Below are 25,688 nucleotides of genomic sequence, written 5' to 3'. Positions count from 1 at the left end.
GCAAAGATACCGTTAAGCCCACAACTGTATGAACATTGTGATTTGAGAGTAATCTCCACTAGGAAGGATGTCATCCCAGTGCCTCTATGGTGTCATTCCAGTCTGGAATCTAGTCTTTATTATGCAGCCACTTATTTAAAGTTAAGTTTTCTGGATCCCAGACTGGGATGACACCTCTGGGCACTGCCGTCATAAAGGAACCAGTGTCAGCTACTTGAATGACATCATTTGCTGTGCAATTTACCTTCAAAAATGAATGTTTGTACAGCTGTGTGTCAAGCACTGGAATCTGCCACGCAAATTGCAATGTTCGTACAGTTATGCGTCAAGCCTAAAAGTATAGCCTTTCTTATAATAGTCCGAATGCGATAAGATATGTGTTTATGGCTATAGCAGGCCAGTAGCATATTACGGTCTGTTCGGATTATTGTAAAAAGAGCTATAATTAGCTAATAGGTTTAATAAAAATTCACATATACAGGAAAGATTGGTAACATTACTTGAATAGAGACCGTTATTGTAATTATGCCGAAACGCACAGATATAGAATCTATATTAGTAATAGGAGCAGGCCCAATAGTTATAGGTCAGGCATGCGAGTTTGATTATTCCGGAACGCAAAGCTGTAAAGTATTAAAAAGCGAAGGTTATAAAGTCATTTTGGTTAACTCCAACCCCGCAACTATAATGACAGATCCTGAGTTTTCTGATGCGACGTATATTGAGCCGGTACTGCCTGAAATCATAGAGAAAATTATAATTAAGGAGAGGCCAGACGCAATATTGCCAACAATGGGCGGGCAAACAGCGCTCAATTGTGCAATAAAACTTGCAGATGATGGAGTGTTAGACAAATACAACGTAGAATTAATAGGGGTAAATAGAGAAGCAATAAAAAAAGCAGAGGATAGAGAGTTATTCCGCCAATCCATGGATAAAATAGGACTGAAATACCCCAAAAGTATCATTATAAAAAATCAAGAACAAATAAAAAAGGCTTTGGATTACGTTGGATTACCAGCAATCATTCGTTCATCATTCACTCTTGGTGGTGCAGGTAGTGGCATAGCATATAATAAAGAGGAGTTTTTCAATATCGCAGAAAGTGCTCTCAAAATTTCGCCAATAAATGAAGTTCAGATAGATGAATCAATTATCGGCTGGAAAGAGTATGAAATGGAAGTTATCCGCGATTGTAAAGATAACTGCATAATAGTCTGTTCGATAGAAAATGTTGATCCGATGGGAGTGCACACCGGAGATAGTATTACGGTTGCTCCTGCTTTGACTCTGCGTGATGCTGAATATCAACAAATGAGAAATGCATCTATAGCAGTGCTGAGAGAAATTGATGTTAGTGCCGGTGGTGCAAATGTTCAATTTGCAGTGAATCCTAAAGAAGATGGAAGCCTCGTTGTGATTGAGATGAATCCAAGGGTTTCTCGCTCTTCTGCACTTGCTTCGAAAGCAACAGGCTATCCTATTGCAAAAGTTGTAACTAAACTTGCTATTGGCTATTCGCTCGACGAAATACGTAACGACTGTGCTCCAATAATACCAGCAGCATTCGAACCAGTGATTGATTATATCGTCACTAAAATTCCTCGATTTGAGTTTGAGAAATTTAAAGGAACGAATTGTGAACTATCAACCTCCATGAAATCAGTGGGAGAAGTAATGTCTATAGGCCGCACTTTTAATGAGTCACTGCAGAAAGCTTTTCGTTCACTTGAAACTGATCTTACAGGACTTGATGAAGTGTTTCCTGAGAACATTGATATTGATCACGTAAAATCTCAATTAGCAAAATTGCTACCAAACAGATTACTGATTGCTGCTGACGCAATGCGCCACGGAATTAGCATAGAAGAAATAAATTCAATTACAGGTTATGACTTATGGTTTTTGCAGAATATACAGCAAATCATCTTGGCTGAACAAAAAATCAAGGAAAACGGCCTCCCTGGAACTGCATATGAAATGTTAGAGCTGAAAAAAATGGGATTTTCAGATGCAAGATTGGCGAAATTAAGCAATAAGAAAGTAGAGCAAATCGAAGAAACAAGAAAAAAATTTGGCATCAAACAAGTTTATAAGCGTGTAGACACCTGTGCAGCTGAATTTGAATCGAGCACTGCTTATATGTATGGCTGTTATGAGGGAAACATTACAAATAGGACAGAATGCGAAGCGGACATTTCTGACCGAAAAAAGGTTGTCATTTTAGGAAGTGGTCCAAACCGCATTGGTCAAGGTATTGAATTTGATTATGCATGCGTACATGCAGCTTCTGCCGCCAAAGAAATGGGGTATGAAACAATAATGATCAACTGTAATCCAGAAACTGTTTCAACTGACTACGATACCGCTGATCGTTTATATTTTGCCCCACTGATTGCAGAGGATGTGCTTGAAATACTAAGCAAAGAGCAAGAAAATGGCACACTGGTTGGTGTAATAGTTCAAATAGGTGGTCAAACACCTTTAAAGTTAGCCAAAGTGCTTAACGAGAGAGGTTTCAAAATTCTGGGAACTTCGTTTGATTCTATTGACCTTGCAGAAGATCGCATGAGGTTTAAAAATCTTGCTTTGCAACTTAATTTAAAACAACCTGAAAGTTCTATCTGCCATTCAGTAGAAGAAGCGTTAACAAATGCAGAAAAGGTGGGGTTTCCACTAGTAGTCAGGCCATCATATGTCCTCGGTGGTCAATCCATGTCGATTAGACACGATACTCAGAGCTTTAAAGAGTACGTCTTAGATCAAACTAAAATCTTTGAGCATGGTTCGCTGCTTCTTGATAAATTTTTAGTCAATGCAGTTGAGGTTGACGTTGATGCTGTATGTGATGGGGAAAAAGTTTTCATTGCAGCGGTCATGGAGCACATTGAAGAAGCTGGTATTCATTCTGGCGATTCAACATGCTCAATACCGACAAATACATTGAGTGACGAAGTAATAAAAGAGATCGAGCTCCAAACTGAGAGAATAGCATTAGCATTAAAAGTGAAAGGTCTGATAAACATTCAGTTTGCTGTTCAAGAGAATAGACCTCTTGCAGAACCTGTTTGTGATGAGAAATCTTTAGGAAAAGTGCAGATGAGCACCACAGAATACTCGAATGTATTTGAGGAGCGCAGACAAGCTTTGACGACAAAATTGCCTTCAGAAATCGAGTTATGCAAGAGGTCTAGTGATGTATACATACTTGAAGTGAATTTAAGGGCTAGTCGCACAGTTCCTTTTATTTCCAAGGTAATCAATATTCCTATTGCAAAGCTTGCCACTCAGGTTATTTTGGGTAAAAAATTGAATCAGGAAAACAAGCCTTTCAATCATTTTGCAGTTAAAGCTGCTGTTTTTCCATTCACGCGTTTTTCGGGAATTGATACTCTACTTGGTCCTGAAATGAAATCAACAGGAGAAGTGATGGGAATTGACTCATCATTTGAAGCTGCACTTGCAAAAACGCACATGGCTGCAGGATACAAGTTACCAACAGAAGGAACAGCTCTGGTTTCAGTAAAAGATGATGATAAAGAGTATATATTGCCTGTTGTACGAATGTTGAAAGAACTGAGTTTTGAAATATATGCAACCAAAGGTACAGCTTCTTATCTGAATAATAATGGCATTGCTGCACAAACTGTAAATAAAGTGAGAGAAGGCAGACCCCACATAGTTGATATGCTCAAAGATGGAAAAATAAATCTAGTGATCAATACCTCAAAAGGTGTGAAATCAGTTTCAGATAGCAAAGATATCAGGAGAACTGCTATTTTGCAAAATATAGCTTACAGTACCACAGCTTCTGGGAGTAAAGCGTTAGTGCTTGCAATTCAATATGTAAAGAATAGCAAATTGGAAGTGAAATCATTACAGCAGATACAAAACGGTTAAATATCAAAACTAGAATAATTCACTCTCAAAATGCTAAAGAGAACATAATAAAAAGATGGAAATTTTGAAGCAAATAGTATACCTAAAGAATCAACTAGCGTAATTGAACAGCCAAATGCTACAACGAATACTCCACAATCTTACCTAGAGGACACTTCCCTTATATGTTAAGAACAAGTCTTTATAAATATCAAAGTAGTGATATTAAAGACACACAGAGAAGAGGAACCGTCACGCCCCTTGATTATAAGAATCGTTGTTCAGCAAGGTTCTCTTCTCTGGTTTATTATACTGAAAGTTCCGAACAACTGATTGAGCTTTTAGGCTCGTATATAAGGCTGGAAAATGCAGTATATGTTATTATTACGGAGGAATTATGAATTCATCAAACATTATTGCTGGCATTGATGTTAGCAAAAGTAAATTAGATCTCCACATTCACCCACTTGAGCATTATAAAATATTTGAAAACAATGTACAATCCATTGATGAAATGCTGGACTTTTTACGTTTGCATAATGTAACCAAAATTGGTCTTGAGGCAACTGGTGGATACGAAAAATTATGTGCCTATACTTTATGAGGTGTACGTCATTCAACCAAGGTGGGAGAGACTATGCTAAAAGCCTTGGTATTACTACAAAAACTGATAAAACAGACTGCAGTATCATCTCACGTTATATTAATAATACAGATATGCGTGTTAGAGGTTGTCCGGAAACTAGTAAATTCAAGCATATTCCCTCTTTAACATAACCCTACTCATAGCTAGGTATATGAAATTCTCAGTGGATGTTGTGAGTAAATCATACTCCTTCGATAGCCTTCTATTCCTATTAACCCAAGCAAAAGTCCTTTCTACAACCCATCTTCTTGGCTGTACTTTAAACCCTTGTTCTCTTGTTGGTAGTAGCTCAGGTGGCGTATCTTTGTGCACCCAAAATCTACATGGAGGCCTTGTAACAATTTCAATATCTATGTCATATTCTTCCTTTATGTGATTCTTTGAATTTCTTCCTTGGTATCCCATGTCAGCCCACATTTTTTTAACTTTAGTATATTTTGTTCTCATATTGTTTAATGCTATTTTAATACCATCTCTATCATTTTCGTTAGCAGCGCCTACGTAACAACCTAGTATAAAACCCTGAGTGTCTGTAATTATATGCCTTTTTCTACCCTTTACTTTTTTACTTCCATCATAGCCTTTGATCCCCCCTTTTCTGTAGTCTTTACAGATTGACTATCTACTATACAGGCACTCGGCTGCTCATTCCTTCCTATTTTTCTTCTACTATATTTTGTAATTTCATAATTCATTTTCTCAAAAATTCCCTGCTTCTTCCATTGCCTGAACTGCTCATACACAGTCTTCCATAGCGGAAAATCATTTGGTAAATACCGCCATTGACACCCTGTACGCAATACATAGAAAATTGCTTCTAATATTTCTCTTTTGCTATACTTTGGCGGCCTTCCTCCTTTCTTGTATGATACTCTGAAGTGTTTTTCTATTCTTGCCCATTCCCTTTCGCTTAGATCTGTTGGATACTTTTTTCTCATCTTTACCCCGTACTAAAATTTCAGATATTATAGCCTTTTACTTGTTTCCGGACAACCTCTAACCAGACTGCATTCTGTGATTTTTAGCAAAACACGATCTTTCATTTGAGCTTTCTTCAATTTAAAATAAATACAGAAAATTGCTGCCTATAGCTAAACTGACTTAGATTTACCGACAATTTGAAAAACCGTCATCCCGCTACTATATAGTTATTGATATATATTTTCTTTTAAGCTCTTGGTTTTGATCGATAAATGTAATCATTTCATCTTCTAAAGTTTTAATTTGATTACGTAAAATTGCAAGAAGTTCCTCTATTTGTTTGATTATAGATGTATCAGTTACCTGTTGGATTTGGGTTTTTTGTATTTTTGCTATTTCTACAAGTTGGTTTCTACGAGATAATTTTTGTTTCAAGCAATCAATATTACCATTACTAACTGTTAAAGGAGTAAGAGGTTGTCCGGAAACTAGTAAATTCAAGCATATTCCCTCTTTAACATAACCCTACTCATAGCTAGGTATATGAAATTCTCAGTGGATGTTGTGAGTAAATCATACTCCTTCGATAGCCTTCTATTCCTATTAACCCAAGCAAAAGTCCTTTCTACAACCCATCTTCTTGGCTGTACTTTAAACCCTTGTTCTCTTGTTGGTAGTAGCTCAGGTGGCGTATCTTTGTGCACCCAAAATCTACATGGAGGCCTTGTAACAATTTCAATATCTATGTCATATTCTTCCTTTATGTGATTCTTTGAATTTCTTCCTTGGTATCCCATGTCAGCCCACATTTTTTTAACTTTAGTATATTTTGTTCTCATATTGTTTAATGCTATTTTAATACCATCTCTATCATTTTCGTTAGCAGCGCCTACGTAACAACCTAGTATAAAACCCTGAGTGTCTGTAATTATATGCCTTTTTCTACCCTTTACTTTTTTACTTCCATCATAGCCTTTGATCCCCCCTTTTCTGTAGTCTTTACAGATTGACTATCTACTATACAGGCACTCGGCTGCTCATTCCTTCCTATTTTTCTTCTACTATATTTTGTAATTTCATAATTCATTTTCTCAAAAATTCCCTGCTTCTTCCATTGCCTGAACTGCTCATACACAGTCTTCCATAGCGGAAAATCATTTGGTAAATACCGCCATTGACACCCTGTACGCAATACATAGAAAATTGCTTCTAATATTTCTCTTTTGCTATACTTTGGCGGCCTTCCTCCTTTCTTGTATGATACTCTGAAGTGTTTTTCTATTCTTGCCCATTCCCTTTCGCTTAGATCTGTTGGATACTTTTTTCTCATCTTTACCCCGTACTAAAATTTCAGATATTATAGCCTTTTACTTGTTTCCGGACAACCTCTAAGCAAAATTTCTGGATTACAGACTGGAATGACACCATTTGCTGTGCAATTTACCTTCAAAAATGAATGTTCATACAGTTATGGAATGAATCGCGGTATGACGTAGGGAAACCTTTCTTGAGTTAGCTATAGCACTATAAAATTGTCCGCAGGGCCATATAAAAGTCGTGGTGAGTTAATAAATTTTTATGGAAGAAAGGATATATTAGAAAATTGAGGGTTTTAAAGGAGGTAAAAATGAGACTGTATTATAAAGATATCACAGGTCTTATCAAAGAACCCTACCGCTCCAGAGGAAGGGATTATTTTGACAAAAGAAAGGTACAGATTATATCTGTTAATGAATCTCAAGCTAAATCAAAGGTAGTTGGATCAAATGTATATCGAGTAACACTAAAGCACGATGGTCCTCTTTTGAGTGGAACATGTTCCTGTCCTGCATTTGTGTATTATGATCCATGTAAGCATATGGCTGCAACAGGTTTTGCTTTGGTTGCACTTGATAGAAAGGAGTATCGATCGTCTACGCGCCCAGATGAACAGACTCTCTTTGAAAGGTTTTACTAAGAAAAACAAAGCAAGAGCTAATTTCAATAATTACTCGTTCCAGTAAACATTATCCTGAGATTTTTGAAGAACTAGAGGATAAAGAATATGAGCAATTTATTCAAAGTGAACTTTCAAAATCCGAGAATTATGTATAAAACAACCGGAAAGATGGTGAGATCAGGTAATCTATGGCTAAGACGTCATACCGCCGCGGTATCTCTTAGCCGCTAACACGTAGCGGGATGACGAGATGCCACCACGAACCGTCATACCGCGCGATTCATCCGCGGTATCTCTTAGCATAGATCCCGCTAACAAGCAGCGGGATGACGGTTGTCGTTTAGCTATAAACATTAAGAAATTTACCAAACGAAAAAAAAGGCAAAAAAAGCCCCATGATTGGCTAATTACTTACATTATACTTTCAAGTATGGCGTTTTTTTATTCTAAACACTTAATAACCGCGATTCAGCTACTTTTAAACCGCAACTAATCTAAATTATAAACGTTAAGAAATTTACTAAACAGAAAAAAAGGCAAAAGAAACCCTAGGGTAGCTAGTTATTCACTATCCATTTTTTAAGTTGGCGTTTTTTTATGTTTTAAACGCTTTATAAGCGCGTTTCAGCTTATGTAGGTAGAAATTTTATAAGACATAAGGTGCACATAGTGCAAAAAATTAAACATGATACGCCAGATACGTGAGTTTTTTTGTCATTTAATCTGTACAGAGAAGATAAATAAATAGCTTCAGTGTTTATGATAAGGGGGCTGGCGGAGTTTGTCAAGTGGTTTTTTAGCCAAGTTTCCCTGTTATAATGTTCGTTTGCTTGACCTAAGATCCAGGAGTATTTAAACTGAACCCTATACAGTGCTAAAAATGATAGGAAATCTAAGCGGAATAGTTGATGAAGTGCGCAGTGATCACATAATCCTGAACGTGAATGATGTTGGCTATATAGTGCACCTTTCTGCCAAAACTTTAAATGCATGTTCCATCGGAAGTAGAGTTAAATTACTTATCGAAACCTATGCAAATAACAGAGAAAATGTCGCTCAGCTATATGGTTTTATAAGCGAAGAAGAACAGCAGTGCTTGAGGTTGCTTGTCAAAGTAAGCGGCGTTAGCTATAAAACTGCAATGTCAATTTTGGGCAAATTAACTCCAGAACAGCTATTTTTGGCAATTATGAATGAGGATAAAGTAACACTCAAGATGAGTGGACTTGGCCTGAAACTCATAAATCGAATCATCACTGAATTGAGTGGCAAAGTGAGTAAACTAGAAATAAATAACAATAATTTTCATCCAATCAATGAAGATGCCCTTTCAGCATTGATCAATCTTGGGTATGAAAAAATGAAAGCTTATGATACGATAAAAAAATACAGGCCAAATCTGGACACTAAGGATATTATTCGCATGGCGCTTAAGGAGCTCTCAACATTATGAAATCAATATCGTGCGGTAAAGAATATACTGAAGATGCGCGCAATATCAACATCAGACCTGAACAACTTGATGATTTTGTCGGACAAAAAGACTTAATACAAAATTTAAAAGTGTTTATAAACGCTGCACAGACGAGAACTGAAGCTTTAGATCACGTCTTATTGTACGGTCCTCCAGGGCTTGGCAAAACAACTTTAGCACAAATTGTTTCTAAAGAATTAAGAGTTAGCTTTCGCGCAACTTCTGGTCCTTTACTTAGTAAAGCTGGAGACTTGGCCGCAGTGCTTACCACTTTAAATGCAAAAGATGTCCTATTTATCGACGAAATCCATAGATTAAATCGCAGCATTGAAGAAGTTTTATATACTGCTATGGAAGATTTCTGCCTGGACATATTAGTAGGTGAAGGCCCATCTACTCGCACTTTAAGGATAGATCTACCACCATTTACGCTAATTGGAGCAACAACACGGCTTGGATTACTTTCTGCGCCACTCAGAGATCGTTTTGGCATTCCTTTGCATCTTGAGTTTTATTCCTTTGAGGAGCTGGTTAATATTATAAAAAGAGGCGCAAGAGTTCTTTCTGCTGAAATTGAAGAGGATGCAGCACGGGAAATTGCCTGCCGTGCGCGCGGCACTCCAAGAATTGCTTTGAGGTTACTCAGAAGAATAAGGGATTTTGTTGAAGTGAAAGATGATAAAAAAATCACTTATGAAGTCGCTGATTCTGTATTACTAAAATTGGGTGTAGATAAAATGGGACTCAATAAACTTGATATGAATTATCTAAGATTTTTATTCAACACCTCAGGACCTGTTGGAATTGACACTATATCTATTGCACTATCTGAGGATGTTGGCAATATTGAAGAAACAGTAGAACCTTATTTAATCAAAATTAGTTTTGTAAAGCGCACACCAAGAGGACGCGTTTTAACTGACCAAGCAAAGGAGTATTTGAGCCTTTAATATTAGAGAGCTTTTCTACCATAATTCAATTATATATTGATTGGCATAATATCATATACTGGCATTTTGTATCCGTTCAGCGGAGTGGCAGAATAAGGTAGACAAGGTGATCTAAAAAGATAATCATAGAGCAAAAGTGAAATAATATGGTAAACCTTTTAGAACTTTGCAAAAATTTACAGCAAAAAATAGAAAGGTTAGAAGCAAAAATAGAAAGATTGGAAAAAGAGAATGAAAGTTTAAAAGCAGAAAATAAGGCTTTAAAGATAGAAAATGCTGAGTTAAGAGAAAGACTCGGTTTAAGCTCAAAAAATTCATCAATACCAAGTTCCAAAGAGTTGTATAAAATAAAAAAGAATAAGCCGAAAAGCGAAAGGAATATTGGCGGTCAGGTTGGTCATAAAGGAAGTTTTCGCGCCAACATGGATGCAGATAAAGTAGTAAAGATAGAGTTGCCTAATACTTGCGAATGCGGAGGAGAAATTGCAATATGTGAAAAACCATATATTCATCAGAAAGTTGATCTTCCAGAAATCAAGCCTTATGTAGTGGAATATCAGTTAGAACATGGCCGTTGTCGGAGATGCGGAAAGAGAAGAAGTAGCAAGTTACCGGAAGGTGTTACGCCAGATACATTTGGTCCAAGGGTTAAGTCAATAATTGCAGCGTTCAGCGGATTCTACAAAAATTCAAAACGCGAAATAGCGAGTGTCGTAAATGATATCTTCAATTTGAACATAAGCGTCGGTAGCATATCAAATAGTGAACATAGAGTTGCTTCAAAATGCAAAAAAATGTATGAGCAGATCGAACAAGAGATAAGTAGGAGTAAAGTTCTACATATTGATGAAACGAGCCATTATAACAAAGGTAAACTCGCTTGGTGTTGGATGTTTGCAAGCAATACGGCAAGTTTTGTAAAATTTACAGAGTCAAGAGGAATGAAAGTTTTACAAAATAGTAAATTCTGCAATCGCAATAGCTTGGTAATAACTGACAGGTATGCAGCATAGAATTATTTTGCCGATAAAAACAGGCAAATCTGTTGGGCACATTTATCAAGAGATTTTGAAAGATTAGCACATAGTTGGAATATTGAAGTTAAAGTTCTGGGTTGTTACTTGAGAAACGTGGCCACTGAATTATTTGCACTAAAAAAAGCTTTACTAAAAAGTGAGATAGATGTTTTGAGGTTTGTCAGACGTGCCAGAAAATTAAGAAAACGTACAAAGTATTACTTGAAGGAGATATCTCGTTTACCTGAAGCAATTGGAGCCTCTCGAGTTGCAAAAAATGTTCTGAGATCTGAAAGAATGATGTGGAAATTTTTAGATGACCCAGAAAATATTCCGCTGACAAATAACCACGCTGAACGGCAAATTCGGCATTATGTCGTTTATCGCAAAAACTCATATTTTACACAATCAAAGCGGGGAAATACATTCCTTGAGCGGATAATTTCATTATACTTAACTTGGAAACAAAGGGGTCTCAATCCTTTCCAAAATCTCCTATCTATTGTTTCTTAGAGGTTGTCCGGAAACTAGTAAATTCAAGCATATTCCCTCTTTAACATAACCCTACTCATAGCTAGGTATATGAAATTCTCAGTGGATGTTGTGAGTAAATCATACTCCTTCGATAGCCTTCTATTCCTATTAACCCAAGCAAAAGTCCTTTCTACAACCCATCTTCTTGGCTGTACTTTAAACCCTTGTTCTCTTGTTGGTAGTAGCTCAGGTGGCGTATCTTTGTGCACCCAAAATCTACATGGAGGCCTTGTAACAATTTCAATATCTATGTCATATTCTTCCTTTATGTGATTCTTTGAATTTCTTCCTTGGTATCCCATGTCAGCCCACATTTTTTTAACTTTAGTATATTTTGTTCTCATATTGTTTAATGCTATTTTAATACCATCTCTATCATTTTCGTTAGCAGCGCCTACGTAACAACCTAGTATAAAACCCTGAGTGTCTGTAATTATATGCCTTTTTCTACCCTTTACTTTTTTACTTCCATCATAGCCTTTGATCCCCCCTTTTCTGTAGTCTTTACAGATTGACTATCTACTATACAGGCACTCGGCTGCTCATTCCTTCCTATTTTTCTTCTACTATATTTTGTAATTTCATAATTCATTTTCTCAAAAATTCCCTGCTTCTTCCATTGCCTGAACTGCTCATACACAGTCTTCCATAGCGGAAAATCATTTGGTAAATACCGCCATTGACACCCTGTACGCAATACATAGAAAATTGCTTCTAATATTTCTCTTTTGCTATACTTTGGCGGCCTTCCTCCTTTCTTGTATGATACTCTGAAGTGTTTTTCTATTCTTGCCCATTCCCTTTCGCTTAGATCTGTTGGATACTTTTTTCTCATCTTTACCCCGTACTAAAATTTCAGATATTATAGCCTTTTACTTGTTTCCGGACAACCTCTTATACCACTCTCCTGAACGGATACCATTTTTTTACCTCTAAACCTATTAACTAATAAAAGTATAAACTTAGAGGTATTAATTTTGTAATAACAATGCTAATAGATTACCGCAGTTTCAATAAGCATCACCAGAGGATTCTCTATATAATGCTTAAAGGCATTTAAAAACTTTGCTCCGAGTGCCCCATCAACTGCTCTATGGTCAACAGAGAGCGTTACTGTCATTATTTCTGCTATTTCTATTTTCTCATTCATAACAATTGGTTGTTTTTTAGATGCACCAACTGCCATAATGCAAGATTGCGGCGGATTGATTATAGCACTGAAGGCTTTTATACCAAACATCCCTAAGTTGGAGATAGTAAACCCTCCTCCTTGAAACTCTTCAGGTTTCAATTTTCCAGATCTTGCTCTGCTTACTAAATCTTTCACTTCTTTTGATATAGATAAAATACCCTTTTTATCAGCATTTTTTACTATAGGAGTAATTAGCCCATCTTCAAGTGCCACAGCGATTGAAATATCTATATTTGAATATCTCAGTATTTTATTATCTATCCACGAAGAATTTATATCAGGAAATTTTTTCATGCTGAAAGCTGCAGCTTTTATGATTAGATCATTAATTGTTACTTTATTGTTTTCATCTGCTGAGTTAATCTCGTTTTTTAACGATATTAACTTATCAACCTGGCAATCTACAGTTAAATAAAAATGTGGAACATTCTGTTTTGATTCAGTCAGGCGCTGTGCTATCACTTGGCGCATGTTGCTTACTTCAACTATGGTATCTTTCTCAGGACTTTCAGTATGTATACCACTGCCTAAAAACTCCAACACATCAGCCTTAATTATGCGACCATATGGTCCTGTACCTTTTAATTGCTGCACATTAACCCCTTCATTTTGAGCTATTTTCTTAGCTAATGGGCTTATTTTTGTTCTACCTTCTGCATAACCCTCTGTCATCTGAGTAGCTGACACTGGGATCCATTCTTCTTTTCTAGATCCCAGCGTCAAGCACTGGGATGACATTGAGGGGTTGGATTCCAGCGTCACGCGCTGGAATGACACCGAAGAATGACTTATTGGCTTTCCGTTTAAATCTTGGTGTTCTGATTTTTGATTATCAACAGCACTTTTTGTCACTTCCTTTTTAACTGCACTATTGATGGAAGTTGAAGTATAGTTGTTAAGTGCACTTTCATCTTCTCCTTCTTCCAGCATTAAAGCTATTGGTTGATTTACAGGCACGCCACTTGTTCCTTCTGTTACTAAAATTTTTGCTAAAACTCCTTCATCTATAGATTCAAACTCCATTATGGCTTTATCAGTCTCTATCTCAGCAATTACGTCGCCTACTTCAACTTTGTCTTGTTCTTTTTTATGCCACTTTACAATTTTTCCTCCAGTTTTGCTCATTGTCGGTGAAAGAGCAGGCATTAATATTTCTATAGGCATTGATTTCGCATTTAAAGATCTATTCAATTTTTAATTTACTCTTTATCTTATGTCAACCTAATCGTGAATTATGATGAATAAGTCTGTTACACTATCCCTCACGTTATCCCAGTGCGTGACACTGGGATCTTGGTTCAGTACTATTATCCTATTGTTTTTATTATTTAGCCATAGCTTGTTTGCTAACAACTTTGTTTCAACCAAATCAAATAAGATCAACATGAGAACGGGGCCAGGGTTTCACTATCCTGTAAAATGGATATACACTTGCAAAAATCTGCCCCTGAAAGTGATAGAAGAGTTTGAGAGTTGGAAAAAGGTCTGCGATATAGATGAAGACTGCGGATGGATAAAAGGCAATCTTCTTAGTGATAAGCGCTACGCGATTGTAAAAGAAGATACTTATGGATATCAAAAACAGAGTGTAGACAGCAAGATTACTATGAAAATAGACAAGTTTGTTGTGATGAAGATAGAAAAATGCAACGAAGAATGGTGCTTTCTTTCCACCCCAAAACGCAAAGCATGGGTACAAAAAAAACATATATATGGGGTTGATTAGGTTGACAAAAGATCTGAATTAACACTAGTTTCTGGGCCTTCTGTAGCATGCTCTTCAGATGAAGCAGAGGGTTCTTGAGGCTCTGGAGACTGTACAGGGTTATCACAGAAACTCCTTAACATCTCCTCAGCGGATGAATCTAAAATTTGTACAATAGACTTTTCACTCTGCTCTTTTAGCGATTGATCCACTCTAGAAATCAACTCAGAAAACTCGCTACCTGATTTTTCAGCTTCATTTTTTATTTTACTTTCTATGCTTGCAATATTGCCTTGTTCAATTTCTTCTTTTGTTATGTTGAACGAATTTGCAGCATCTTGATATCCAATCTTGCAATTTCCACAACCAATTATGCAAAAAGCAATAGAATTAGATATTTCGCTTGCAGCCCACTTATGTATAGCGTAAGCCAAATAATTGTCATGGTATTTAATGCTAAATTGTTGTTCTATTAGCTCAGAAATTTTATTCTTTAGAGACATAAAGTACCCTCCTTACATTCGTTATACCTTTTTGTTAAGATACAGCAATTACACCATTTACTACATGCTTTACTTTAATTAATTATTAAAACGAGAGCATAATTTTCAGAGTTATATCTTTTTACCTTAACAATTCTTTTTTGAGTTCCTCTTTAATTATCCCACTTATATTCACGTTAAGATCCCCTACCCAAAAATCAGTCATAGTTTCAAGATCGTATAGATCCTCTATTACTTTTTTAATAGCAGCATTTATTTCTTCTTCGTCAAATTCCTTTATAATAGGTCTAATCTTCACATACCCTGGAGAGCCTTTACCATAAATTCCTTTGCTTTTATTAATGCAGCCACCTGCACCAGATCTACTGCTTCTCAAACCACTTCCACACTCTACTGTTTCATACTTGATTTCACCATTTTCTATATATGCTATTTGATTGTCTTGTGTAGACTTCAGTTTATCTGCCTTTACAATTTTCTCCTCTAGCTTTAAATCTTGCTTATGAATTACTGTTTCCTCATAACCCTTACCACCGTATGTTCTATACTCACCTCCACCTGCAACAGTAATCAGTTGCTGGCAATGTTGCTTCTGCGAATTGCACATTTCTATGAAAACAGGTCCCCCGTCCTTATCTGAGAGGTTACTTTCCTGGTTACCCCCTCCCTCTGTGACTTGCACCTTAATTATAGGATAATTAGGATCGATTTTCAGTTTAGCTTTAATATAATCTCCTGGCATCCCTACTCTGCTTTCAGTAGAATGGCATTTTTGATTGTCACAGCCACTACCTTGTATATGACCTGCTTCACCACTTCCCCACGCTTCTATTTTAATACGATCAAATTTTATTGATAAGTCATCTGTATAAACATCTTTATTTTTATGATCATAGGATTTTTCATTATTTTTTTCAAGATCTGGTTTCTTATTTTTCAGATGTTCCTTGATTATCTCTTTTAATTTTTCTTTTAATTTCTTTTTGAGACCTTCTAAATCGAACCTACACAATTTATCAGCGTAAAAGACCTCCGTTCTGTTTGCTTTAATTGGTGCTTCTTGTTGTGTGACAACGCCATTTGTATTTTGTGAAATCTTTGTATAAAAAGGTTGAGTGTTTTCTTTGTCTACATATCGTGTTGAACGGCTGCATGTTCCAGTAAAGCAGATACAACCATCATCACCTTGATTACATTTTTCTCTATGCTCTACATCCGTCAATTTGTATACTACTTTCAGTCCTTTACTAGATTTAAATGTATCGTCTATCTCATCATTTCTTTTTACACAGTAACTGCATTCTCCCTTCTTCTGCTCATTTTCATCAGGGAAGAAAACATACTCTTGCTTATTAAATATTATTTTATCCAACCTCTCTTGAGTTTCTTTCAAAGGGTAAACTATTTCCTTGCTTGGAAGATAATAGAACTGATTTGATTCCTTGGAGTAAACAGCATTGTATTTAGTATATCTTGTTCCCATTAATTTTAGTGGTATTATTTTATTTTCTCTTTTAAGAACAAACTCCTCTGGTTCTGGCTGCCATCCAGAAAGACAAAGCATTTTACTGTTAGAATTTCCTTTATACTTTACTTCTATTTCCGGCTGCCCAGAGTTATTAAATTCACATTGAATAGATTTGTCTTTTAACTTTTTCTCAAAATCATTAAAACTATAAAAACTTCCGCCTTTAGAACATTTAATTTGCACATCAGGAACATAGCCATATTCTTTCAGAACTTTAAATTGTTGCGGATTACTTTCTAATATACCTTCTATAATATTATCAATATTACTATCAGTTGTTTTTGCTACTATTGCTGGTTTTACTACTTTTAAAGATAGGGGGCCAATGTTTATAGGATGGTTGAGGTCAGTATTAACATTAAAAGTACAGGAACCATTACTATAGGTTCCATGTGCTTTAGCACAAGTGCTCTCACTCATCTTCATTTCTACTTTCAATGTATTTTTATTTACTATCTCCACTATCTCAGGTTCTGGAGCAGGTGGTGCAGGAAAACAGCGGACGAACTGTGGATTTTGTTCATTTATACTTTGAGTTCCAAGGTATTCAGCACAGAGCTGGCCCTTTTTTCTATAGGTTTTGAAGTAGTACGTGATGCCATCTTTGTCTAAAATAGAGCGCCACTCAGCTTTATTTTCTCCATACCCTTTAGGGAAATCTAATTTTTCTCCAATCTCTCCGTCTCTTCCTTTCAGATCACCAATGATTACCTTAACCTTAGGATTAAAGTAATCATTGTCTTTATCTGTTATAGGAACAATTCTAACTTGTGGAGGTGAAATTGCAAGTTGCTCGCAAAATGGAGGGGGACTAGGTGCAAGTGGCAGGGGAGCACATTTTACTGCCGTTTGGTAGCAGGTATCACAGACTTTTTCCATCTCCCCAGGACGAAAAATATTCTCACCCGAAAATACTCTAGAACCCCATGAAGAAATTCCTGACGTACAAGCCCCTTTTTGACTGCAAGCACATATTTTAGGAGAGTTAGCGAATCTTCTTTTTTCCTCATCAGTAACACCGTCTGCCCATTCCCATTTAAGACCCCGAGCAATTTCTCCTCCAGCTTTTGTTTTATCCCCTTCCCAATCAATAAAAGCTGCAGCAGAAACTCCAGCTCCTGTACCTTGCGTTCCATATATCTGGCGGCAGGATTCCCCACTTTGTAAGTCATAACAATAACTTTGTCCATCATAAGCACATACTCTAATTTTGGGATTAAAGTAACCATCAACTCCTTGATCTTTTATTGCTTGCACCTTAATTTCCTTTACCCAATCTCCACCAACTATTGCTTCCAACCAAGTATTACTTTCTACAAATGTTGGACAATCAGCATATCCTTGATACGAAAGACCAAGTATCAAAAAAAATATCAATAAGAAATTAAGCCTTACACTTCTCATAAAATACCGGTAACCACTCATTAACTTCTTCTCCTTTTTCCTTTATTGCCTCGTACATATACTTTATCGTCTCTTTGTTAGCTGAAAGTACATGTATTTCTTGCATATTCTTTAAATCTAAATTTAAAGTTACTAATCCTTTATACTGTTTTATCAAAAACAAACCTTCCTGCGTTGGCGTCTGCAGAATTATATTCAGCTCCTCTTTTGATAAAGAAAATGCTTTCATGTATAATCTATTTGCATTGACGTTCGGCATCAAGATTCTTGTATCAACATGTTTATCTAAATATTGAGTAAATTTGCTAGCAAATGCGAGATTTAAATTTTCAGTACTTAGGATTACTACAACATTTAGTTCCGTCATTCTTTGCATCCAGTTATCAAACTCTTTCTCTGTAGGAAAAATATTACTTATCTCCCATGCTTCATCCAAAACAAGTATTGCAGGCGAGCCATCACATTTTGCCTCAAAAGAATATAAAAAATAGTAAAGTATCACGGACATACATTCCTTTTGTTTTGTAAGGTTTGCGGTGTTGAGAGATATAATTTTTGTTTCCCAGTCAATATCTGATTCATTACCATCTTGAAATAAGTAAGCAAAGTCACCATCGTCACACCATCTACTTATCTTACCCCCAAGGAGCAAGAGCACCTCAGAAATTTGTGAAATAGAACGTGATTCCTTGGGTATAGCAAATATAGAATCCACAATTTTTCTTATCTTTTCTTCTACGTCCACCAAGCTCGTATCGGCTACCATTCTTCTGATCAGTTCAACCAACATATTGCGATTGGAAGCACTATCTTCAATGTTTAGTGGATTAAATTTTAGGCTTTTGTCCTTATATTTTGGATCGATTATGTAATATTTACCACTCACTGCTTTAGTAAAAATTATTGATTTTCCAGTGTTATCCAATATGACAATTCTTGGGTTAAACTTTCTTGATTCTGATAATAGAAAATTAATGAGTGAAGTTCTGCCTGAATTTGGAGCTCCGAGTATCGTAGTATGGCCATTATTTCTTTTTCCATGAAAATTAAAGAAGTAAGGATTTCCTTTTTTTGAGAAAAAAATCATTACCGCTTCTTTCCACCTTCTTCCTTTTAATGTACCTGACGTAAAATCGTGCAGCATAGCAAAGCTGCAAGCGTATTTTGTTAAGATATTTTTCGGTTGCGTAATAAAAGCAAAATTGCCTGGAAGTTGTGCCCAAAAATGACTTTCCATATGTAAATCAGTTCTAAACATCATGAAGCCAACTAATGACATTATAGAAGATAAATCACTAATACTTTCAGCTAACTTATTCCTATCATCTGCAAATATTGTAAAAATAATTTTCTGTTGGCAGAAGTCTATACTAGAGGTCTTTTCAAGCTCTATTATTTCTTCAATTCCTGAGCTTTTAAGTAAGGTATTATCCTCACTAATTTGCAGCATGTTGATTTGTTTTTTAAATTCTTTTATTGCTTTGTTATTACTAGTAAATATCATTATTTCTGTAATGATAAATTCAGATTCAAGCTGCAAGCATCTATCTATATTACCTAAAGAGATTTCCCGGTATTCTTTTATGCTGAAAATAGAGCCAAATTTCTGTTGATTTTCAAATATTGTTTGAAACGTATTGAAACCAAAAGCTATTTTAAAATTTCTAATATATTGCGACAGGTCCCTTTCATGTATTGGATAATCTTTGTGCGTTAATGTAACAATATAGTGGAGAAATTCTATCATTTCAGAATATATTTTACCTTCACTAAACCTTAGACTCAGTTTTTTAGCTCCAAAAGGTCCTAAATCATTTTGAATTACGTCAGTTATCTTTTGCAACTCCTGATGGCTTTCTTGTAAAGACAACTTATGCTTATTCTTTATTCTATTGAAAAAAAACGAATTATTAGTATGCTTGCCAAAATCGCTAAACAATATTACAATGTATAGTTCATTTATATACTGTAATTTACTATCAGTTAGTTTATTAAACCACGTTGAATGTAGGTTGTCAGAGAAGTCTTCAGTTTTATTCCATTTCAAGCTCAGTTTATTGCGCTTTCTAACGGTATGAATCCAAACGGTAAAATACAGGCTATTAATATTTTTTGATATGCTTTTTCTAATTTCAGTTCTGAGGTCGCTGTAGTTATCAACAGAAGAATAATCTTCTAACTTGATTATTTTTAACAATTCTCCCTGTTTTGTTAGTATGGTTTCTTCATCGTAATGACAAGCATAAGGAACAAAATCTAAATCAATGCTTTCTAGTAATGCTAAGTTGTTCTTTTTTTTAAGCTTAGAGTTAACTGTTGGTACTTTTAACTGCATATGCGTATTCAATAAAGATAATTAAAAAAGATAAAAATACTATCTTAATTTTTATCTTTTTTTTCGCTATCGGATTGTAATTTTATATCTTTTGCAAAGTTAAATTTTTCTTTTAAGTAGTCTGTTGCCTTTTCTGTACTACCGAACACCAGGACCAGTACACCAAACATTATCATAAAAAAGATTAGACCTCTGAACACTACTGCAAGTATCACTGCAGCTATACACAACCCTATGATTGTTGAAGGACTCATATTTTCTACAGTATCTTTAACTGAAAATGAAGAAATAAAATTTTTTACCGTTTCTTGTATACCCTTTAATTCATCGCTCGCCGAACTTGCTTCGCTAGAATATGATGCAAAAATGAAACTTAATAAGGCTATAAAAACCAAAACTTTATTCAATTGAATGCGCATCAACTAAACACCTTTTAAACATTCCTCAAATATAACAACTTTTATATCAATAGGCAAGAACTGAATTCACTTATCCACTACAAGTAACACATATTTAATTTTTACCGCTGCGAACATGCTGTAAGCTCTTATCATCAACAAGAGGACTCACATTAATGGATGTTAATTTACTTGATAGGAAGTTTGAATGCAATTCAGCTACTGCTGCTATAGCAAGCACTGCAACCATAGCAAGTAGTCCTGCTCCTATCAATCCTGATGTCATTGCTCCTGCAACAATGCACCCTATTGTGGAGAGAGCACAACCTGCTACAAATGCAACGTGAAGATTTCTGTTATTGGGTTGTTTTTCAAGTGGAGTATCTTCACCCTTTTTCTTATTCAAAGGAAATTTCTGCACGATTGTAATGGCGTTTTTTCTGTCCCTTTTTTCTTCGGGTTGCATTGAATCTTTTGCCTGGCTGCCTGTCATCTGAGTAGTTTGACTATTTGTATCCATACTTTCTTTTTCTCTGGATCCCAGTGTCACGCACTGGGATGACACCTGTGGTGACTCTTTCTCAACTTGATCTTCAATCTTTTTATTATATTTAGAAGGAGATCTTCGTCCACTTGGCCCTTTGGACCTTGTTTTAGTTAGGTGTGCTAATTTTGTCTCTCCTTCATCCTCTGGTTGTAAGCCATTATCTCCTTCAACAGAGCTCAATGTTGAGTTTAAACTTTCCTCAGATGAAGTGCTTGCTATTGATGTTAAACTGTTTTTTCTACTATTTATTGGTGATATCGAGTTTTTTTCACTCAGTCCAGGTGAGTCTATTCCACTATCTGAGTCATTGCCACTACTGAGTTTAGAAGTTTGCTTCTCCTCTATTTCTTTCACAACCTTGCTATATTTTTCAAACACTTCCTCTGTAACATCTGAATTACTAAGTATTTTATTATCACCACTTTTTTTCTCAGCTACATTCAAGGGTGTTTCTTGTGTGTTGTTTTGCTCTTCAATATGTTTTAGCTGCATTTGATCTTCAATATTTTCTTCAACAGCATTTGGTATTGAGCTTACACTGCTGCTCCTGTTAGTAATATCCAAAATTGTTTGTACTATTGCTGCCTTTTTTTTTGAGTCTAGTTTTTTTGACTCTGTTATTTCTGCTTTCAACGCTGGAAGAAAGTGTTGGATATAATTATTATAATGTTCTCTTTTTTTCCCCACTGATTTTTCTAACTCAGCTAATGCTTCAGGACTAGTTCCTTGCTTGGATGACTCTAAGTGTTTTGCAATAGCCTGCTCATTTTGTCGTTCTCTCAGTATTTTTTCCAATTCAGCCAATGTTTTAGGACTAGCTCCCTGCTTGAACAACCTTTTGCATTCTTTGGAAGTCTCATCTTGATTTTCTTGATAATTTTCTGCTGTTACCTTTTTGTATATAGTGTTGCTCAATTGTTGGTTAATATCTCCTTCCTTACTCTTAGGTTTTTTAAAGGGACTGTGCATAACATTCCTCCATACATAATAAAATGTATAGATACCTCTTTAGCGTTAATTTTACATTAAAACTGGGCAATTATGCCATATTATAAATAATCGCGGCAACTTGCTTATTGGAAGGTCGCTTAACTATTTGCTTTCTGGGCTTTCTACTTCTACAGATTTGCTATTAATATGATTCTTTGCTTGTTGAACTAACATATCCTCTACTTCTTTTACAGGCTTTTCCCTATCAACCATGCCAACACTTTGGCCGGCCATTAAAGATCCTGTTTCAACATCTCCTTCAATCACTGCCCTTCTTAAAGCTCCAGCCCAGAACTTTTCTATTTCAAGCTGCCCATCTTCTTTTGAGATCTGTCCCTTTTGGTATTCATCAATAACTTCTTTTTGACGCTTCATGAAGTCATCGCTTGCTTTGTTGGCTATAGCTCTTACAGGAATTACAGGAAAATCAGCACTTATCTGTACAGAAGGTATTGCATTACGTGCGGCCGATTTAATAAACACTTCCTTAAAATTTTTGTGGGCAATTGACTCATTAGTGCAGACAAATAATGTACCTATTTGACAGCCACTTGCTCCCATTTCCAGGTAATTAACTATCATTTCACCTCTTCCTATTCCACCTGCAACAAACACTGGTATTTGTTCATTTTTAAAATGAGGCAATATCTCTTGTGCAAGAACAGAAGTGCTAACTGGACCTATATGCCCACCTGCTTCCATTCCTTCTATTATTAATGCATCTACTCCCATTTTTACTAACCTTTTCGCAAGGCTTAATGCTGGTGCAAAGCACATAACTTTAATGCCTGCACCCTTGATTTTTTCTATATTAGGCTTTGTTGGCAGTCCACCGGCAAGCACTATATGGCTCACTTTCGTTTCAATACACACATCTATCAACTCACTCAACTTTGGGTGCATAGTAATTAGGTTTACACCAAATGGCTTGTTAGTTAATTTTTGTGTCTCTATGATTTCTTTTTCCAGTAAGTCTGGGAACATTGCACCACATGCAATCACACCAAAACCACCAGCGTTTGAGATTGCTGAAACCAAGTTTCTCTCTGAAACCCAGCTCATAGCACCACCCATTATCGCAAACTCACTGCCAAGAAAATCTGTTCCTTTTTTCCAGAGGCTACTTAACATATAACCTATATCATGCGTTTAAAAATGTTTTGCTTATCTATAAATGTGTGCTTTAAGGCGCCAAGTATATGTAAGATTATAAAGAGTACCATAAAATATGCAAGCATCGAATGTAGCTCGTTAGCCGTGTTAGCTAGATCTTTGTTTTGATTAATCAACAAAGGGATATGGAAAAAATATTTGATCTGTTTGCCAGAAGCAGAAGACATGACATAGCCAGATAGTGGCATTAGCACCATTAAAGAATATAAACCAAAGTGCACTGCTTTACTTGTATTGATTACAAACCGAGAAAAATTTGCTGGAAGTGGTGGAACATAAGTAAAGACGCGAAAAAATATGCGTACTATGATTAATCCAAGAATAGTGATACCGCAAGCCTTATGAATAGCGTATATGTTGAACTTAATTTCATTGCTAAGTGGTAAGCTTTTCATATAAAGTCCAGAGCAAAGCATACCGATAATAAAAACAGCCATCAACCAATGGATAACTCTTAAACCTAGGCTATATTTATCGTCTTCCATTTTGATTACCCTAAAGTAGCATTTATATAATAGAAAAACTATTTTTCAATCAAAATTATTAAAGCAATTTAGATTTACCGACAATGTAGCTATACAAATTCGACCCAGCCGAGAGTCAAGTAGCAGGCACTGGCATCTAAGTCATAGAAACGGATCAAATGCAAAACTTACTTGACACCCTTCGCCAGCCCCCTTATCATGAAACTGAAGCTATTTATTTATCTTCTCTGTACAGATTAAATGACAAAAAAACTCAACGTATCTGGCGTCTCATGTTTAATTTTTTGCACTATGTGCACTCTATGTCTTTATCAAATTTCTAGGTTTTTACCTATACAAGCTGAAATACGCTTATAAAGCATTTAAAACATCAAAAAACGCCAACTTAAAAAATGGATAGTGAATAATTAGCTACCCTAGGGTTTCTTTTGCCTTTTTTTCTGTTTAGTAAATTTCTTAAACATTTATGACTAAAGGTTAGTTGCATTAAAAAGCAGCTAAATCGCGGTTATTAAGCGTTTAGAATAAAAAAACGCCATACTTGAAAGTATAATGTAAGTAATTAGCCAACCACGGGGCTTCTTTTGCCTTTTTTTCTGTTTAGTAAATTTCTTAAATATTTATGGCTAAACGACAATCGTCATCCCTGTAAAGGTCAAGTATCCCGCTACGTGTTAGCGGCTAAGAGATACCCGGCGGTATGACGGTTCGTGATGGCATGACGATAAGGTTCCAGTGTCAAGCGTTTGGCATGCAAATTTCCTTAAACGTTCGTAAGCTTAAAACTTTACTTTAGATCAAACTGCTGTATAGTGACTTTATAGCTTCAATTTTGTAATGAATATACCTAGTATAGAAAATTGTGATCTTCACAATAAAACCGTCTTACTCAGAGTTGATTTCAATGTTCCTATAAAAGATGGAGAAATTCGTGACGTCACTCGTATTTTGAGAGCATTGCCTACTATTCAGTATTTAGTGAATGCGAGTGCAAAGATTATTATTATATCGCATTTTGGACGCCCAAAGGCTAGAGACAATAATCTGTCGCTAAAAAATATAATTGACACTTTATCACAGTTACTAAATAAAAAAGTGAAATTCATTGATGATTGCGTTGGTGAAAAAGTGCAAAAAGCAGTGAGTGCTATGGATGCAGGAGATATAATATTACTAGAGAATCTAAGATTTTATGAAGGTGAAAAGGAGAATGATGCAAACTTTGCCAGACAATTAGCATCTCTGGCGGATACATATGTCAATGATGCATTTTCTTGCTCTCACAGAGCTCACGCTTCTATTTCACGCATTACAGAGTTTTTACCTTCCTACGCGGGATTTTGCTTGCAAGATGAGCTAAAGTATCTTGAAAAAGCTGTATCGTTTAAAGCTAAACCTATTAATGCGATAGTTGGGGGAGCCAAAATGTCAACTAAGATAAAAATGCTTATAAAGCTAACAGAAAAGGTTGATTACCTAGTTCTCGGAGGTGCAATTGCTAATAATTTTTTGTCATTTAGCAAAGTAAATATAGGGAAATCTTTCTTTCAAAATGGTGTTGACGACCTTCTGCATAATATTCTTGAAACAGCAAATAAAAACAATTGCAAAATAGTTGTGCCAGAAGACGTTCTGGTTGCAGTAAACTCTGATTACAGCACTAGTATTTCAAGAAGAACTGAGTCCATTTTGGACGGTGATATAATTTTGGATATCGGACCACAAACTTTGAGTACAATAAGCAGTATAATAGCAAGCAGTAAGACTCTGCTGTGGAATGGACCTATTGGTGTTTTTGAACATTCAGCTTTTGCAAGTGGTACAATAGGGGTAATGAAAATCGTAAGTGACTTAACGCACAAAGGAAAGTTAACCAGCATAATAGGGGGAGGCGATAGTCTATCTGCAATAAGTGCTGCAGGCTTTACCGATAAGGATTTTACATATGCTTCCACTGGTGGAGGAGCATTTTTAGATTGGTTAAGTGGCGATGAAATGCCGGGAGTTGCTGCTCTGCAAAAATGATTAGATTAAAACTTTTTTAAATTATTTCTTATAGGCTAGCTTTT

At 35.8% G+C, this 25,688-nt stretch carries 20 protein-coding genes and 1 pseudogene; 8 read left to right on the top strand and 13 right to left on the bottom strand.

The genetic code is table 11. The features are described from left to right. Window positions 1–109: 109 nt before the first annotated feature. Entirely contained in the window at window positions 110–283 is a 174-nt protein-coding gene (locus tag ABWU31_RS01750) for a hypothetical protein (RefSeq protein ID WP_167471214.1), read from the bottom strand. A gap of 242 nt (window positions 284–525) precedes the next feature. Between ABWU31_RS01750 and carB the strand changes: the two genes are divergently transcribed. Then, complete coding sequence (gene carB, locus ABWU31_RS01745; RefSeq protein WP_236514310.1) at window positions 526–3,900, top strand: carbamoyl-phosphate synthase large subunit; 3,375 nt, start codon at window positions 526–528, stop codon at window positions 3,898–3,900. Between the two features lie 376 nt (window positions 3,901–4,276). After that, window positions 4,277–4,483 carry a hypothetical protein gene (locus ABWU31_RS01740; RefSeq protein ID WP_077188452.1) on the top strand — a complete coding sequence of 69 codons (207 nt, stop codon included), beginning with the start codon at window positions 4,277–4,279 and terminating at the stop codon, window positions 4,481–4,483. A gap of 147 nt (window positions 4,484–4,630) precedes the next feature. Here the strand turns inward: ABWU31_RS01740 and ABWU31_RS01735 are convergent. The 3 genes from ABWU31_RS01735 to ABWU31_RS01725 all read right to left on the bottom strand — a co-directional run bounded on the left by ABWU31_RS01735 (window position 4,631) and on the right by ABWU31_RS01725 (window position 6,776). Then, a protein-coding gene (locus ABWU31_RS01735) for an IS5-like element ISWpi1 family transposase (RefSeq protein ID WP_353271062.1) occupies window positions 4,631–5,463 on the bottom strand; the annotation gives its coding sequence in 2 pieces (ribosomal slippage) (window positions 4,631–5,094 and window positions 5,094–5,463; 834 coding nt in all). 202 nt (window positions 5,464–5,665) lie between these two features. Beyond that, window positions 5,666–5,947, bottom strand: coding sequence for a hypothetical protein (locus ABWU31_RS01730; protein ID WP_353271290.1), 282 nt, complete (start codon window positions 5,945–5,947; stop codon window positions 5,666–5,668). After that, window positions 5,944–6,776, bottom strand: a protein-coding gene (locus ABWU31_RS01725) for an IS5-like element ISWpi1 family transposase (protein ID WP_353271062.1) whose coding sequence is annotated in 2 segments (ribosomal slippage) — window positions 5,944–6,407 and window positions 6,407–6,776 — 834 coding nt in all. Because the reading frame shifts where the segments join, the coding sequence is not laid out codon by codon here. The genes ABWU31_RS01730 and ABWU31_RS01725 overlap by 4 nt, the downstream gene beginning before the upstream one ends. A 297-nt stretch (window positions 6,777–7,073) precedes the next feature. Between ABWU31_RS01725 and ABWU31_RS01720 the strand changes: the two genes are divergently transcribed. The 4 genes and pseudogenes from ABWU31_RS01720 (at window position 7,074) to ABWU31_RS01705 (ending at window position 11,338) form a co-directional block, all read left to right on the top strand. Continuing rightward, window positions 7,074–7,403 (top strand): SWIM zinc finger domain-containing protein, encoded by a 330-nt coding sequence (locus tag ABWU31_RS01720; RefSeq protein ID WP_077188599.1) that lies wholly within the window; start codon window positions 7,074–7,076, stop codon window positions 7,401–7,403. Between the two features lie 862 nt (window positions 7,404–8,265). After that, window positions 8,266–8,838: a Holliday junction branch migration protein RuvA gene (gene ruvA / locus ABWU31_RS01715; RefSeq protein ID WP_077188598.1), complete on the top strand. Its 573-nt coding sequence runs from the start codon at window positions 8,266–8,268 to the stop codon at window positions 8,836–8,838. Then, window positions 8,835–9,809, top strand: coding sequence for a Holliday junction branch migration DNA helicase RuvB (ruvB, locus tag ABWU31_RS01710; protein WP_077188597.1), 975 nt, complete (start codon window positions 8,835–8,837; stop codon window positions 9,807–9,809). Before ruvA ends, ruvB begins: the two co-directional genes overlap by 4 nt. A 146-nt stretch (window positions 9,810–9,955) precedes the next feature. Then, window positions 9,956–11,338: pseudogene (locus ABWU31_RS01705) on the top strand (IS66-like element ISWen3 family transposase). Window positions 11,339–11,361: 23 nt separating this feature from the next. Here the strand turns inward: ABWU31_RS01705 and ABWU31_RS01700 are convergent. Both ABWU31_RS01700 and ABWU31_RS01695 read right to left on the bottom strand, forming a co-directional pair. Further along, a protein-coding gene (locus tag ABWU31_RS01700) for an IS5-like element ISWpi1 family transposase (protein ID WP_353271062.1) occupies window positions 11,362–12,194 on the bottom strand; the annotation gives its coding sequence in 2 pieces (ribosomal slippage) (window positions 11,362–11,825 and window positions 11,825–12,194; 834 coding nt in all). A gap of 156 nt (window positions 12,195–12,350) precedes the next feature. Then, the gene (locus ABWU31_RS01695; protein ID WP_006280214.1) at window positions 12,351–13,715 is read right to left on the bottom strand and encodes a pyruvate dehydrogenase complex dihydrolipoamide acetyltransferase; all 1,365 of its coding nucleotides are present in this window, start codon (window positions 13,713–13,715) and stop codon (window positions 12,351–12,353) included. Window positions 13,716–13,935: 220 nt separating this feature from the next. Between ABWU31_RS01695 and ABWU31_RS01690 the strand changes: the two genes are divergently transcribed. Beyond that, window positions 13,936–14,277 carry an SH3 domain-containing protein gene (locus ABWU31_RS01690; RefSeq protein ID WP_010082091.1) on the top strand — a complete coding sequence of 114 codons (342 nt, stop codon included), beginning with the start codon at window positions 13,936–13,938 and terminating at the stop codon, window positions 14,275–14,277. Here ABWU31_RS01690 and ABWU31_RS01685 read toward each other — a convergent pair. The 7 genes from ABWU31_RS01685 to ABWU31_RS01655 form a co-directional block, all read right to left on the bottom strand. Continuing rightward, window positions 14,274–14,759: a hypothetical protein gene (locus ABWU31_RS01685; RefSeq protein ID WP_236514438.1), complete on the bottom strand. Its 486-nt coding sequence runs from the start codon at window positions 14,757–14,759 to the stop codon at window positions 14,274–14,276. The genes ABWU31_RS01690 and ABWU31_RS01685 overlap by 4 nt on opposite strands. A 121-nt stretch (window positions 14,760–14,880) precedes the next feature. Beyond that, window positions 14,881–17,691 carry a hypothetical protein gene (locus tag ABWU31_RS01680; protein WP_353271289.1) on the bottom strand — a complete coding sequence of 937 codons (2,811 nt, stop codon included), beginning with the start codon at window positions 17,689–17,691 and terminating at the stop codon, window positions 14,881–14,883. Beyond that, window positions 17,672–20,026 carry a type VI secretion protein gene (locus ABWU31_RS01675; protein WP_077188410.1) on the bottom strand — a complete coding sequence of 785 codons (2,355 nt, stop codon included), beginning with the start codon at window positions 20,024–20,026 and terminating at the stop codon, window positions 17,672–17,674. The genes ABWU31_RS01680 and ABWU31_RS01675 overlap by 20 nt, the downstream gene beginning before the upstream one ends. A gap of 44 nt (window positions 20,027–20,070) precedes the next feature. Continuing rightward, window positions 20,071–20,445 (bottom strand): hypothetical protein, encoded by a 375-nt coding sequence (locus ABWU31_RS01670; protein ID WP_006279398.1) that lies wholly within the window; start codon window positions 20,443–20,445, stop codon window positions 20,071–20,073. 94 nt (window positions 20,446–20,539) lie between these two features. Beyond that, complete coding sequence (locus ABWU31_RS01665) at window positions 20,540–21,940, bottom strand: hypothetical protein (RefSeq protein ID WP_353271288.1); 1,401 nt, start codon at window positions 21,938–21,940, stop codon at window positions 20,540–20,542. Window positions 21,941–22,063: 123 nt separating this feature from the next. After that, window positions 22,064–23,092, bottom strand: a complete 1,029-nt coding sequence (locus ABWU31_RS01660; RefSeq protein ID WP_353271287.1) for an NAD(P)H-dependent flavin oxidoreductase — start codon at window positions 23,090–23,092, stop codon at window positions 22,064–22,066. Window positions 23,093–23,097: 5 nt separating this feature from the next. Next, window positions 23,098–23,619, bottom strand: coding sequence for a cytochrome b (locus ABWU31_RS01655; protein ID WP_077188404.1), 522 nt, complete (start codon window positions 23,617–23,619; stop codon window positions 23,098–23,100). Window positions 23,620–24,456: 837 nt separating this feature from the next. Here ABWU31_RS01655 and ABWU31_RS01650 point away from each other — a divergent pair. Next, complete coding sequence (locus ABWU31_RS01650; protein WP_353271286.1) at window positions 24,457–25,644, top strand: phosphoglycerate kinase; 1,188 nt, start codon at window positions 24,457–24,459, stop codon at window positions 25,642–25,644. Window positions 25,645–25,688: the final 44 nt, after the last annotated feature.

The sequence above is a fragment of the Wolbachia endosymbiont (group A) of Alloplasta piceator genome, from assembly GCF_964028505.1.
In the GTDB taxonomy this organism is placed as follows: Bacteria; Pseudomonadota; Alphaproteobacteria; order Rickettsiales; family Anaplasmataceae; genus Wolbachia; species Wolbachia pipientis.
This window is presented reverse-complemented; position numbering and strand designations above follow the sequence as displayed.